The sequence below is a fragment of the Streptococcus thalassemiae genome, assembly GCF_903645285.1.
Lineage (GTDB): Bacteria > Bacillota > Bacilli > Lactobacillales > Streptococcaceae > Streptococcus > Streptococcus thalassemiae.
Genome location: NZ_CAHJXN010000002.1, coordinates 97201 through 110319, shown reverse-complemented (window position 1 = coordinate 110319; position 13119 = coordinate 97201). Strand labels below are relative to the sequence as shown.

Here is a 13119-nt window from a genome sequence, read left to right as displayed (position 1 = left end):
AGTCTGTTCTATTTTACCATATTTTCCTATAAATAAGGGAGGGGGAAGTGAAAAGAAATAGAAATTGAAAAAAATGCTAAAATCCGATATAATGGAGTGTTGAAAGGAATGGTACAATCCAATGTAGAAATCATTCTTAGCTATATGAAACAAGAAAAATAGAGAATCAAAGAAAGAGAACTTATGAATATTCAAGAAGAAATTAAGAGACGTCGTACCTTTGCCATCATCTCTCACCCGGACGCGGGGAAAACAACCATCACTGAGCAACTGCTCTACTTTGGGGGCGAGATTCGTGAGGCTGGTACGGTTAAAGGAAAGAAAACAGGGACTTTTGCTAAGTCTGACTGGATGGATATCGAGAAGCAACGTGGGATTTCCGTTACTTCATCTGTGATGCAGTTTGACTACGATGGTAAGCGCGTCAACATCCTAGACACGCCAGGGCATGAGGACTTCTCAGAAGATACCTATCGTACCTTGATGGCGGTGGATGCTGCGGTCATGGTCGTGGATTCTGCCAAGGGTATCGAGGCCCAAACTAAGAAATTGTTTGAGGTTGTGAAACACCGTGGAATTCCAGTCTTTACCTTTATGAATAAGCTGGACCGTGACGGTCGTGAGCCACTAGACCTCTTGCAAGAGTTGGAAGAAGTCTTGGGCATTGCTAGCTACCCGATGAACTGGCCTATCGGGATGGGGAAAGCCTTTGAAGGCTTGTATGACCTCTATAACCAACGCTTGGAACTCTATAGAGGGGATGAGCGTTTTGCCAGTCTAGAAGATGGGGACAAGCTTTTTGGCAACAATCCTTTCTACGAGCAAGTCAAGGATGATATTGAACTTTTAAATGAAGCTGGGAATGAGTTTTCAGAGGAAGCTATCCTTGCTGGAGAATTGACGCCAGTCTTCTTCGGTTCAGCTTTGACAAACTTTGGTGTGCAGACCTTCCTTGAAACCTTTCTCAAGTTTGCTCCAGAACCACATGGTCACAAGAAAACAGACGGTGAAATTGTGGCTCCTTATGACAAGGATTTCTCAGGATTTGTCTTTAAAATCCAAGCCAACATGGACCCTCGTCACCGTGATCGTATCGCCTTTGTCCGTATCGTATCAGGTGAATTTGAGCGTGGTATGAGTGTCAATCTGCCTCGTACTGGTAAGGGAGCTAAGCTGTCAAATGTTACTCAATTTATGGCGGAAAGTCGTGAGAATGTAACCAATGCCGTGGCGGGTGATATTATCGGTGTATACGATACAGGTACTTATCAAGTTGGGGATACCTTGACAGTTGGAAAAAACAAGTTTGAGTTTGAGCCACTGCCAACCTTTACTCCTGAAATTTTCATGAAAGTTTCTGCTAAGAATGTCATGAAGCAAAAATCCTTCCACAAGGGGATTGAGCAATTGGTGCAAGAAGGAGCTATTCAGCTTTATAAGAATTACCAAACAGGCGAGTACATGCTGGGAGCTGTTGGTCAACTCCAGTTTGAAGTCTTTAAACACCGTATGGAAGGCGAGTACAATGCAGAAGTGGTTATGAGCCCAATGGGTAAAAAGACTGTTCGTTGGATCAAGCCTGAGGACTTGGATGAACGGATGTCATCAAGCCGAAATATCTTGGCCAAAGACCGTTTCGACCAACCAGTCTTCCTCTTTGAAAATGACTTTGCCCTTCGTTGGTTTGCGGATAAGTATCCAGATGTAGAGTTGGAAGAGAAGATGTAAATCGTTACAAATGACTAGCAACATAAAGTTGCTGTCATTTGACGGTAACCGCTATGGCGGCTTACCTAAACGCTTCAATAGGAAAAATCCACGAATGGTATCGATTCGTGGACTTTTCCGTCGTAATGGGAAGGAAGCGAACTAGCTAACTGCCTCATTAACTACGTTTGGCAAATAGAATCGATTTGCCAAACTCCGTGTCCTAGTGGGAAAATCGTAAACCGTAATGGGATTTCATCTAAAATCTCCACGGGTATGGTTTTACGAACGAATGGGCGAAAATAATGGTTACGTAGAAACATATGATGGGAAAAAAGAAATGAGATAAAGAGTGAAAGAAGAGAAAAAAGCGATTGTCTTAGGCGCAGGTAATGCTCAGTATGAATAAAGTTGAAACAACAATAAAATCCCTGTGTGTTCATTATGATAATCGGAAGTTTTATATTTTTAATGATGGTCTTCCGATTGACAGTAGTATTCTGAGAGATTATCGTTTACCATTTGAGGGACTTTCTTACGCTACCTTCTTTAGGTATTTTATTCCAAAGTATGTAAGTGAGGTTCGTGTACTGTATTTAGACTCGGATATTATCGTAAGAAAACCGATAGATGAGCTGTGGTACTTAGACTTAACAGCCATCTCCTGAGTAGTAGTTAGAGATGATTTTTATACACTTATTTTCAATGCTGGTTTTTTGTTAATCAACAATGACATGTGAAGAGCAGAAAATGTCACGTAAAATCTGATTTAAGACACAAATAAAAAATCTTCCAATTCTCTGTTTCCGTGTCTGAAGGCTTCTTTTCCTTTCTGTTGATAGGCTAGTAGCAGACGATTGAGTTATCTTTCAGAAAGCTTAAGTTCGACACAGGCCCGTTTCTTTGCTTTCTTTCCTTGAGCTATAGCTGTTATCACAAGATATTTTTTCGTTTCATTCATATTCAGTTGGATCTTTTTTATATGACTATTCTACCAAATGGGACATTTTCACGTTTGATTTACTAAAGACATTATCACATTCGAATCACAAATAGGTAAATTCCCAAACTAAGTTCCACCGCTAGTAGAAGTGGAAGTTAGTCTGATAAAAATTGTAAAAACCAGTGGAAATCCGTGTCAGGGTAAGTTCCACTGGTTTTACTAATGCTTGATTTTATTGCTTTTGTAGCCAAAATGAATAGAAAAAAAGAGCGCACAAAATCCCCTCATCTGAAAGCGTTTCAGATTAAGTTCCGCTATGGTGGAAGTTAGTGTGAGACGTTTGAATGTGGTTAAAGGTTAGTTTTTAGAACTTATGTTGGAGTAATTTAGACGACTGACAGACGTCTTCTGCAGGTATTTTAGAAATACCTAGAAGTTTAGGAATTTCTTCTCCGTAAGTAAAGGCAAAGAGTTCATAGGCTGACTTTCCATTCAAAGCAGCGCGTTTGACACTGTTGACATGCGAACAGACGAGATTGATTTCCTCTTGAGTTAAATTGTCAAAAGAAGTTCCTTTAGGCAGAATGTCGCGAATCAGCGTGTGATTTTTCTCAATTCTCCCTTTCTGGTCAGAGCGATTAGGGTCACAAAAGAAGAGTTTACTCTCTCCTCGCACATCCATTTCGATATCATCAACCCTGGCAAACTCTCCACCATTATCTGTCAGGATGACAGGAAAGAGTTGACAGAAATCTTTATCAGCTTGGTGAAGAGTGTTCTTGATGTCATAGAGGTGTTTGGTAACCTCAAGGGCAGTTTTATTATCCAGAAGTCTAGCGAAGATAAAGTTACAGAAAGAGAGATTGAAGGTGAGTAGGACTTTACCTCCCATTCTGCCCATAACCGTATCCATTTCCAGCCAAGAGTCTAGTTGATGCAGTGCTAAATAGTTTTGGAAATCCTCATAGGAACGGCCTTTTTTAGCTTCTTTAGGGATGGAAGGTAGCTTAGTTTTCCGTCTTTCTTTGAATTTAACGGCTCTGGCTAGGTCAATAGGAGCGATAGATAGGTATCCTTTTCGGATGTGTCGATAGACGGTTGAGGAGCTGACATCAAGGTTATGAGTTTTGAGGATATGATAGATGTGTTGTCCCTTTTTAACCCCATCAGAAATGACTTTGTCCATTTCCCAGAAGGTCTTGGAATTGAGGGGAGTTCCTTCACGAGCTTCAACAAGAGTTTGTTCGTACTGTTTTTGAGCTTGTTTAGCGAGGTAGAAGATTTTCTGATAGCCACAGTTTTGTCTTCTTTTAGGACATCCATTACAGACAAAGGGAGCTTTGTCGAGTAGAGGGCAAGGAAGATTATTGCATGTAGACTCTCGGACTTGTCTGTTTCGTTTGACTTCTTTAGAAACAGTGGTTGGGTCTTTTAGAATGGATTGTCCAATAGCTTTGAAGGTTTCACCGCGCTCTAAGCCTAGTTGGATATCGTTACGGTCTGAAAGGGTAAGGTGTTTATGTTTTGTCATAGTGAGCCTCATTTCTAATTCAAACGTCTCATACTTAATTCCACCATAAAAATCCGTTTTAGACTAATTTCCACTTTGGTCAGGCAAGTGGAAGTTACTTTGAGAAGTTACCCGAATCACAAATAAATAAAAAAATCTTCCAATTCCCTTGCAAAAAAGAAGAAAGTGTGATAACATAGTACGGTATGTGGTGCTAGCACATCCGCTATATTAGATCTAATAGGAGGAAAACACAAATGGCTAAAGTATGTTACTTTACAGGTCGTAAGACTGTATCAGGAAACAACCGTTCACACGCGATGAACCAAACAAAACGTGCCGTAAAACCAAACCTTCAAAAAGTTACTGTTCTTATCGATGGTAAACCTAAAAAAGTTTGGGCTTCAGCTCGTGCTTTGAAATCAGGTAAAGTTGAACGCGTTTAATAATAAAAGCAAGGAGACCTCAGGGTCTTTTTCTTTTGTCATAGCGAAAAAATCATTTTAAAAGCAGAGTAAATATCAGCTGATACAGTATTCTGCTTTTACACTTGGGCTGAAATATGATAAAATAGAGTATCAACTAGTTGAGGTAAAAAGGATGACTGTAAAAATCAATACAAAAGATGGTCAAATCGAACTAACAGATGAAGTGATTGCAACTGTCGTAGGCGGTGCAACAACTGAGATTTTTGGTGTGGTCGGTATGGCTAGTAAAAATGCCCTCAAAGATAATTTCCAAGCCCTTCTAGGTAAGGAAAATTATTCTAAAGGTGTCGTCGTAAAGGCAGCCGAAGATGGCAGCATTGCAGTTGATGTGTATACCGTGTTGAGCTACGGAACAAAGATTAGTGAAGTGTCAAAAAACATTCAAGAGCGTGTTGCCTTTAGCTTGGAAAACCAGCTTGGAATTACTGCTCAGACTGTAAATGTCTACATTCAAAATATCAAAGTTGTAGGAGAATAACCGTGTCAAAAATTACTACTAGCTTATTTCAAGAAATGGTGCAGGCTGCATCAACTCGCTTGAATAAGCAAGCTGAATATGTCAATTCATTAAACGTCTTCCCTGTTCCAGATGGAGATACTGGAACAAACATGGGGATGACCATTGAAAATGGTGCTAAAGAAGTTGCAGACAAGCCAGCTTCTACAGTTGGCGAGGTAGCGAGCATTCTTGCCAAAGGGCTTTTGATGGGTGCGCGTGGGAACTCAGGTGTTATTACGTCTCAGCTTTTCCGTGGATTTTCACAAGCCATCAAGGATAAAGACGAGTTAACAGGTCAAGACTTGGCCCTTGCTTTCCAATCAGGTGTGGAAGTTGCCTATAAGGCAGTTATGAAACCAGTTGAAGGAACGATTTTGACAGTTTCTCGTGGGGCTGCTATCGGTGCTAAGAAAAAAGCTGAGCAAACCGATGACGCTGTTGAAGTCATGCGCGCAGCCTTGGAAGGTGCTAAAACAGCTCTAGCTAAAACACCAGACATGCTTCCAGTCTTGAAAGAAGTTGGTGTTGTGGACTCAGGTGGTCAAGGATTGGTCTTAATCTACGAAGGTTTCCTTTCAGCCCTTACTGGCGAATATATTGCATCTGAGGACTTTGTAGCCACTCCTGCCAACATGAGTGAGATGATCAATGCAGAGCACCACAAGTCTGTAGCTGGTCATGTAGCGACTGAGGACATTACCTTTGGTTATTGTACTGAAATCATGGTAGCTCTTAAACAAGGTCCAACCTATGCCAAAGATTTTGACTACGACGAATTTCGTAACTATTTGAATGAACTTGGGGATTCTCTCCTCGTTGTTAACGATGATGAAATTGTTAAAGTCCATGTCCATACAGAAGATCCAGGACTTGTTATGCAAGAAGGACTCAAATATGGTAGCTTGGTCAAGGTAAAAGTTGACAATATGCGCAACCAACACGAAGCACAGGTTGAGAAAGAAGCTACTCAAGTTAGCAAGCCTGCTGAAGAAAAAGAGTATGCTTTGATTGCTGTAGTGGCTGGTAAAGGTCTAGCAGATATCTTCCGTTCTCAAGGTGTGGATTATGTTATCGAAGGCGGTCAAACCATGAACCCTTCAACAGAAGACTTTATCAAGGCTGTTGAACAGGTCAATGCCCGTAACATTATCTTCCTGCCAAACAACAAAAACATTTTCATGGCAGCTCAATCTGCAGCAGAAGTTTTGGAGCAACCAGCAGTAGTGGTAGAAGCTCGCACTCTTCCTCAAGGTTTGACAAGTCTTCTCGCCTTTGATCCAAGCAAGTCCATCGAAGAAAACCAAGAGCGTATGACTGCAGCCCTTAGCGATGTCATTAGCGGAAGCGTCACAACAGCTGTGCGTGATACAACCATTGATGGTTTAGAAATCCATGAAAATGATAATCTTGGTATGGTGGATGGGAAAATTCTCGTGTCAAACCCTGACATGCACCAAACCTTGACTGAAACATTGAAACATATGTTGGATGAAGATAGTGAAATCGTAACCTTCTATGTCGGTGAAGACGGAAGCGAAGAACTTGCCAATGAAATTGCTCAAGAAATCGCAGAAGAATTCGAAGATGTTGAAGTCGAAATCCACCAAGGCCAACAACCAGTTTACCCATACCTATTTAGTGTGGAATAAGATTAATGAAGGACTGAGAAATCAGTTCTTTTTTTCTTTTTTAAATAATGAAATCGGTATCTTTTTAATAAAAACAAAAATAATATTCATAAATAAACGTTAAAATAGAAAATTCAGAAAATTTCTTCTTTTGTCTTGAAAAATTTTGAAAAAGTGGTATGATAGTAACAAGTTATTTTTAAGAGGAAAGAAAGGGGAACAATGGAGAAAATCAGTTTAGAATCTCCTAAGACGGGGTCGGACCTAGTTTTGGAAACACTTCGTGATTTAGGAATTGATACCATCTTTGGTTATCCTGGTGGTGCTGTCTTGCCTTTTTATGATGCGATATATAATTTTAAAGGTATTCGCCACATTCTAGGACGTCATGAGCAAGGTTGTTTGCATGAAGCTGAAGGTTATGCCAAATCAACTGGAAAGTTGGGTGTTGCCGTCGTCACTAGTGGACCAGGAGCAACAAATGCCATTACAGGGATTGCAGATGCCATGAGCGATAGCGTTCCCCTTTTGGTCTTTACAGGTCAGGTGGCGCGAGCAGGGATTGGGAAAGATGCCTTTCAGGAGGCAGATATCGTGGGAATTACCATGCCAATCACTAAGTACAATTACCAAGTTCGTGAGACAGCAGATATTCCGCGTATCATTACGGAAGCTGTCCATATCGCAACTACAGGTCGCCCAGGGCCAGTTGTAATTGACCTGCCTAAAGACGTATCTGCTTTAGAAACAGACTTCATTTATTCACCAGAAGTGAACCTACCAAGCTATCAACCGACTCTTGAGCCAAATGATATGCAAATCAAGAAAATCTTGAAGCAATTATCCAAGGCTAAAAAGCCAGTCTTGCTAGCTGGTGGTGGAATTAGTTATACTGAAGCTGCTGCAGAATTAAATGAATTTGCAGAACGTTACCAAATTCCAGTGGTAACCAGCCTTTTGGGGCAAGGAACGATTGCAACGAGTCATCCACTCTTCCTTGGAATGGGGGGGATGCATGGGTCATTCGCAGCTAATATTGCCATGACGGAAGCGGACTTTATGATTAGTATTGGTTGTCGTTTCGATGACCGCTTGACTGGGAATCCTAAGACTTTCGCTAAGAATGCTAAGGTTGCCCATATTGATATTGACCCAGCTGAGATCGGAAAGATTATCAGTGCGGATATTCCAGTAGTTGGAGATGCTAAGAAAGCCTTGCAAATGTTACTAGCAGAACCGACAGTTCATAACAATACTGAAAAATGGATTGAAAAAGTTACTAAAGACAAGAACCGCGTTCGTTCTTATGATAAGAAAGAACGAGTTGTTCAACCTCAAGCCGTTATTGAGCGAATTGGTGAGTTGACGAATGGAGATGCCATTGTGGTAACAGACGTTGGTCAACATCAGATGTGGACAGCCCAGTATTATCCCTACCAAAATGAACGTCAGTTAGTGACTTCAGGTGGTTTAGGAACCATGGGATTTGGAATTCCAGCAGCAATCGGTGCTAAAATTGCCAACCCAGATAAGGAAGTAGTCTTGTTTGTTGGGGATGGTGGTTTCCAAATGACCAACCAGGAATTGGCGATTTTGAACATTTATAAGGTGCCAATCAAGGTGGTTATGCTAAACAACCACTCACTTGGAATGGTTCGTCAGTGGCAGGAATCCTTCTATGAAGGTAGAACATCAGAGTCGGTCTTTGATACCCTTCCTGATTTCCAATTGATGGCACAAGCTTACGGTATTAAAAACTATAAATTTGACAATCCTGAGACCTTGGCTCAAGACCTTGAAGTCATCACTGAGGATGTTCCTATGCTAATCGAGGTAGATATTTCTCGTAAGGAACAGGTGTTACCAATGGTACCAGCTGGTAAGAGTAATCATGAGATGTTGGGGGTGAAGTTCCATGCGTAGAATGTTAACAGCAAAACTACAAAATCGTTCAGGAGTCCTCAATCGCTTTACAGGTGTCCTATCTCGTCGTCAGGTTAATATCGAAAGTATCTCTGTTGGAGCAACAGAAGATCCGAATGTATCGCGTATCACCATTATTATTGATGTAGATTCACATGATGAGGTGGAGCAAATCATCAAGCAACTCAATCGTCAGATTGATGTGATTCGCATTCGTGATATTACGGATAAACCACACTTGGAACGCGAGGTGATTTTGGTTAAGATGTCAGCGCCAGCTGAGAAGCGTGCTGAGATTCTAGCCATTATTCAACCTTTCCGTGCAACAGTGGTAGACGTAGCGCCAAGCTCGATTACCATTCAGATGACAGGAAATGCTGAAAAGAGTGAAGCTCTATTGCGAGTCATTCGACCATACGGTATTCGCAATATTGCTCGAACGGGTGCAACTGGATTTACCCGTGATTAACACTCTTCGAAAATCAAATTCAAATCACGTCAGCTTTGCCTTGCCGTACTCAAGTACAGCCTGCGGCTAGCTTCCTAATTTGCTCTTTGATTTTCATTGAGTATAAAAATATTTTAAATTTGTTAAACCAGCCTAAAAGGCAATAAATAATAGAAAAGAGAGAAAAACTATGGCAGTTCAAATGGAATACGAAAAAGATGTTAAAGTAGCAGCACTTGACGGTAAAAAAATTGCCGTTATCGGTTATGGTTCACAAGGACATGCGCATGCTCAAAACTTGCGTGACTCAGGTCGCGATGTCATCATCGGTGTACGTCCAGGTAAATCTTTTGACAAAGCAAAAGAAGACGGATTTGACACTTACACAGTAGCAGAAGCAACTAAATTGGCTGACGTTATCATGATTTTGGCACCAGACGAAATCCAACAAGAATTGTACGAAGCAGAAATCGCTCCAAACTTGGAAGCTGGAAACGCAGTTGGATTTGCTCATGGTTTCAACATTCATTTTGAATTTATCAAAGTTCCTGCAGATGTAGATGTCTTCATGTGTGCTCCTAAAGGACCAGGACACTTGGTACGTCGTACTTACGAAGAAGGATTTGGTGTTCCAGCTCTTTACGCAGTATATCAAGATGCAACAGGAAATGCTAAAAACATTGCTATGGACTGGTGTAAAGGTGTTGGAGCAGCTCGTGTAGGTCTTCTTGAAACAACTTACAAAGAAGAAACTGAAGAAGATTTGTTTGGTGAACAAGCTGTACTTTGTGGTGGTTTGACTGCCCTTATCGAAGCAGGTTTCGAAGTCTTGACAGAAGCAGGTTACGCTCCAGAATTGGCTTACTTTGAAGTTCTTCACGAAATGAAATTGATCGTTGACTTGATCTACGAAGGTGGATTCAAGAAAATGCGTCAATCAATTTCAAACACTGCTGAGTACGGTGACTATGTATCAGGTCCACGTGTCATCACTGAGCAAGTTAAAGAAAACATGAAAGCTGTCTTGGCGGACATCCAAAATGGTAAATTTGCAAATGACTTTGTAAATGACTATAAAGCTGGACGTCCAAAATTGACTGCTTACCGTGAACAAGCAGCTAACCTTGAAATTGAAAAAGTTGGTGCAGAATTGCGTAAAGCAATGCCATTCGTTGGTAAAAACGACGATGATGCATTCAAGATCTATAACTAATTAGAAAGCAAAGAATTTTGCTAAAATAGTAGCTTCAGCTATTCGTGGGATATTAGATGCACTTATTTAGGGGTTGAAATCATATGAATATTACCAATTTGTTTTCTATCAAGACAGGATGTGATGGAACTGATAGGCAACTGCAAAAACTATTTTTTCAGTTGGATTTACAATTGGGAGAATTGACAGATCAACTAAGAAAATTAGATTCTAATTTTGTTCCTCGTAGTCAATTTGTAGACACGCTGGATTTGAATGATGTAGAATATAAAGAAATTTTAAACTATTTTATCTTCCATCGTAATGATAGTGAAGAAAGTTTGGCAGAATGGTTATATGATTGGATTTCCACAAATCGTTATGAACTTCCTAAAGAGTTTTCAATTCGTATGGCTCATAAATACCGTGAAAGTGTTGCTGAAGTTTTCGGAGATGAATAACTAAAAAACAGTCATTAGTGACTGTTTTTTATAGAAAAAGAGGTTTTGTATGTTAAGTTCAAAAGATATAATCAAGGCTCATAAGGTCTTGAATGGTGTGGTCGTTAATACACCGCTTGATTATGACCATTATTTATCGGAGAAGTATGGTGCTAAGATTTATTTGAAAAAAGAAAATGCCCAGCGTGTTCGCTCTTTTAAAATTCGTGGTGCCTATTATGCTATTTCTCAGCTCAGCAAGGAAGAGCGTGAGCGTGGGGTGGTCTGCGCTTCTGCGGGAAATCATGCGCAGGGAGTAGCCTATACCTGTAATGAGATGAAAATTCCTGCTACTATTTTTATGCCAATTACAACTCCGCAACAAAAAATTGGTCAAGTTCGCTTTTTTGGTGGGGACTTCGTAACCATTAAACTAGTTGGAGATACCTTTGATGCTTCAGCTAAAGCAGCCCAAGAATTTACAGTCTCTGAAAATCGTACCTTTATTGATCCCTTTGATGATGCTCATGTTCAAGCTGGTCAAGGGACAGTTGCTTATGAGATTTTAGAAGAGGCTCGAAAAGAATCGATTGATTTTGATGCTGTCTTGGTTCCTGTTGGTGGTGGTGGTCTCATTGCTGGGGTTTCTACCTATATCAAGGAAACAAGTCCAGAAATTGAAGTCATTGGGGTAGAGGCTAATGGAGCACGTTCCATGAAGGCTGCCTTTGAAGCTGGTGGGCCTGTTAAACTCAAGGAAATTGACAAATTTGCGGATGGGATTGCTGTACAAAAGGTAGGTCAATTGACCTATGAAGCAACTCGTCAACATGTTCAAACTTTGGTAGGTGTCGATGAGGGATTGATTTCTGAAACTTTGATTGACCTTTACTCTAAGCAAGGGATTGTCGCAGAACCTGCTGGAGCGGCTAGTATCGCTTCTTTAGAGGTTTTAGCTGAATATATCAAGGGGAAAACCATTTGTTGTATCATTTCTGGAGGAAATAATGATATCAACCGTATGCCAGAAATGGAAGAGCGCGCCTTGATTTATGATGGGATCAAGCATTACTTTGTGGTCAATTTTCCACAGCGTCCAGGAGCATTGCGTGAATTTGTAAATGATATCCTGGGGCCAAACGATGATATCACACGTTTTGAGTATATCAAAAGAGCTAGTAAGGGGACAGGGCCTGTATTGATCGGGATTGCTTTGGCAGATAAGCATGATTATGCAGGTTTGATCCGTAGAATGGAAGGTTTTGATCCGGCTTATATTAACTTAAATGGGAATGAAACGCTTTATAATATGCTTGTCTGAGGACTAATAAAAAAATATCATATTATTTGCACAACTGATGTATAGGTGCTATAATGAAGATGAAGAAAGGGGGCGATTCCTATGGTTTTAGGAAGCTTATCGTGCAATTCTTACTTCTGTTCATTATAGCACTTATGATATTTGGCTCAGATTTCCATCCTTCATTTTGATTTCCCATCTATTTTGAAAAGTAAACTCACACGGTCTTTAAGATGTGATTTGATTTCTTTTTATTGACAAACATACCATATTAAAAGGATATATGAGTAATTGACTGAACTTATCTGTCTTGTCATCTTTATTAAGGATGGTTTAGAGAATCGGGTGTTTGGTTTTAGGTTAGCACCTCAATATCCAAATGAGTGATGGATTTGAAGAATATAAGGAATAGCTATCTATCAGATGATTTCTTGAGGAAGAAAGATAGGAGTTTTTGAGCTAGTGAATGCTTGGATTTCTAAAGGTTAGGATTGTCATATTCAGTTATTAAATCGAAGAAATAAGCTATCTTACGGAAATAGGGAAGCATTTTTTTAAAAGCTTGAATAATTTTGCACCTCAAGAGGGTAATAATACAATATTTTTATTAGCAAATATTTATGGTGTAGAGGCTAGCAAAACCTATATATTATCGGCTTTAAAAAGGAAGTAAGAAAATTCTGAACTAATTATTTTCGTTGAATATATGTTTTTTTATTGACAAAAGTAGTAAAAACGTATACAATTAAATATTGTAAAGAAGAAAATAGGAGAAAAACATGGCTAAGTCAAACTTTGAAAAAGTAGAATCAGTTGTTGGCTGGGTTCGTGATAAGAAAATCACAGGCTACCGTATCTCTAAAGAAACGAATGCGCGTGAAATGTCTATCATTGCTCTGGCGCAGGGTCGTGCAAAAGTAAAGAATATTTCATTTGAAACAGCCCTAGGCTTAATTGATTTCTATGAAAAAAATCATGAAAAATTTGAAGATTAATCTTTGGATACCGGCGGATTCTTGACCCTCAAGTAGTAGAGATAGA

The 13119-nt window shown here is 40.0% G+C and carries 12 protein-coding genes and 2 pseudogenes; 12 read left to right on the top strand and 2 right to left on the bottom strand.

Going from position 1 to position 13119, the window contains the following annotated elements:
• Window positions 1-183 precede the first annotated feature (183 nt).
• Together HWX15_RS03135 and HWX15_RS09865 are read left to right on the top strand one after the other, a co-directional pair.
• Entirely contained in the window at window positions 184-1728 is a 1545-nt protein-coding gene (locus tag HWX15_RS03135; RefSeq protein ID WP_175880248.1) for a peptide chain release factor 3, read from the top strand.
• A gap of 371 nt (window positions 1729-2099) precedes the next feature.
• On the top strand, window positions 2100-2375 hold the full coding sequence (locus HWX15_RS09865) for a glycosyltransferase (RefSeq protein WP_367948259.1): 276 nt from the start codon (window positions 2100-2102) through the stop codon (window positions 2373-2375).
• Between the two features lie 131 nt (window positions 2376-2506).
• Here the strand turns inward: HWX15_RS09865 and HWX15_RS03125 are convergent.
• A pseudogene (locus tag HWX15_RS03125) lies at window positions 2507-2668 on the bottom strand (ISNCY family transposase); the annotation flags it as partial.
• 346 nt (window positions 2669-3014) lie between these two features.
• Window positions 3015-4181 carry an IS30 family transposase gene (locus HWX15_RS03120; protein WP_175880220.1) on the bottom strand — a complete coding sequence of 389 codons (1167 nt, stop codon included), beginning with the start codon at window positions 4179-4181 and terminating at the stop codon, window positions 3015-3017.
• 236 nt (window positions 4182-4417) lie between these two features.
• Here HWX15_RS03120 and rpmB point away from each other — a divergent pair, with 236 nt between their 5' ends.
• The 10 genes and pseudogenes from rpmB to HWX15_RS03075 all read left to right on the top strand — a co-directional run bounded on the left by rpmB (window position 4418) and on the right by HWX15_RS03075 (window position 13073).
• Window positions 4418-4606 carry a 50S ribosomal protein L28 gene (gene rpmB, locus HWX15_RS03115; protein WP_001140948.1) on the top strand — a complete coding sequence of 63 codons (189 nt, stop codon included), beginning with the start codon at window positions 4418-4420 and terminating at the stop codon, window positions 4604-4606.
• 154 nt (window positions 4607-4760) lie between these two features.
• Window positions 4761-5126 (top strand): Asp23/Gls24 family envelope stress response protein, encoded by a 366-nt coding sequence (locus tag HWX15_RS03110; protein ID WP_050089938.1) that lies wholly within the window; start codon window positions 4761-4763, stop codon window positions 5124-5126.
• 2 nt (window positions 5127-5128) lie between these two features.
• Entirely contained in the window at window positions 5129-6796 is a 1668-nt protein-coding gene (locus tag HWX15_RS03105) for a DAK2 domain-containing protein (RefSeq protein ID WP_175880247.1), read from the top strand.
• Window positions 6797-6997: 201 nt separating this feature from the next.
• Window positions 6998-8698, top strand: coding sequence for an acetolactate synthase large subunit (locus HWX15_RS03100; RefSeq protein WP_175880246.1), 1701 nt, complete (start codon window positions 6998-7000; stop codon window positions 8696-8698).
• Complete coding sequence (gene ilvN / locus HWX15_RS03095) at window positions 8691-9167, top strand: acetolactate synthase small subunit (RefSeq protein WP_175880245.1); 477 nt, start codon at window positions 8691-8693, stop codon at window positions 9165-9167. Before HWX15_RS03100 ends, ilvN begins: the two co-directional genes overlap by 8 nt.
• Before the next feature lie 169 nt (window positions 9168-9336).
• Window positions 9337-10359, top strand: a complete 1023-nt coding sequence (gene ilvC / locus HWX15_RS03090; RefSeq protein WP_000290683.1) for a ketol-acid reductoisomerase — start codon at window positions 9337-9339, stop codon at window positions 10357-10359.
• 83 nt (window positions 10360-10442) lie between these two features.
• Window positions 10443-10799 (top strand): ketol-acid reductoisomerase, encoded by a 357-nt coding sequence (locus tag HWX15_RS03085; RefSeq protein WP_175880244.1) that lies wholly within the window; start codon window positions 10443-10445, stop codon window positions 10797-10799.
• Window positions 10800-10848: 49 nt separating this feature from the next.
• Window positions 10849-12099 (top strand): threonine ammonia-lyase IlvA, encoded by a 1251-nt coding sequence (gene ilvA / locus HWX15_RS03080; protein ID WP_000952975.1) that lies wholly within the window; start codon window positions 10849-10851, stop codon window positions 12097-12099.
• A gap of 529 nt (window positions 12100-12628) precedes the next feature.
• Window positions 12629-12751 (top strand): annotated as a pseudogene (locus tag HWX15_RS09860) (SPFH domain-containing protein); the annotation flags it as partial.
• A gap of 106 nt (window positions 12752-12857) precedes the next feature.
• Window positions 12858-13073 (top strand): capsule biosynthesis transcriptional regulator, encoded by a 216-nt coding sequence (locus tag HWX15_RS03075; protein ID WP_001130036.1) that lies wholly within the window; start codon window positions 12858-12860, stop codon window positions 13071-13073.
• Window positions 13074-13119: the final 46 nt, after the last annotated feature.

Coding starts and splice junctions, on each gene's coding strand:
- HWX15_RS03135 (WP_175880248.1), top strand. CDS start 184: ATGAATATTCAAGAAGAAATTAAGAGACGTCGTACCTTTGCCATCATC.
- HWX15_RS09865 (WP_367948259.1), top strand. CDS start 2,100: ATGCTCAGTATGAATAAAGTTGAAACAACAATAAAATCCCTGTGTGTT.
- HWX15_RS03120 (WP_175880220.1), bottom strand. CDS start 4,181: ATGACAAAACATAAACACCTTACCCTTTCAGACCGTAACGATATCCAA.
- rpmB (WP_001140948.1), top strand. CDS start 4,418: ATGGCTAAAGTATGTTACTTTACAGGTCGTAAGACTGTATCAGGAAAC.
- HWX15_RS03110 (WP_050089938.1), top strand. CDS start 4,761: ATGACTGTAAAAATCAATACAAAAGATGGTCAAATCGAACTAACAGAT.
- HWX15_RS03100 (WP_175880246.1), top strand. CDS start 6,998: ATGGAGAAAATCAGTTTAGAATCTCCTAAGACGGGGTCGGACCTAGTT.
- ilvN (WP_175880245.1), top strand. CDS start 8,691: ATGCGTAGAATGTTAACAGCAAAACTACAAAATCGTTCAGGAGTCCTC.
- ilvC (WP_000290683.1), top strand. CDS start 9,337: ATGGCAGTTCAAATGGAATACGAAAAAGATGTTAAAGTAGCAGCACTT.
- HWX15_RS03085 (WP_175880244.1), top strand. CDS start 10,443: ATGAATATTACCAATTTGTTTTCTATCAAGACAGGATGTGATGGAACT.
- ilvA (WP_000952975.1), top strand. CDS start 10,849: ATGTTAAGTTCAAAAGATATAATCAAGGCTCATAAGGTCTTGAATGGT.
- HWX15_RS03075 (WP_001130036.1), top strand. CDS start 12,858: ATGGCTAAGTCAAACTTTGAAAAAGTAGAATCAGTTGTTGGCTGGGTT.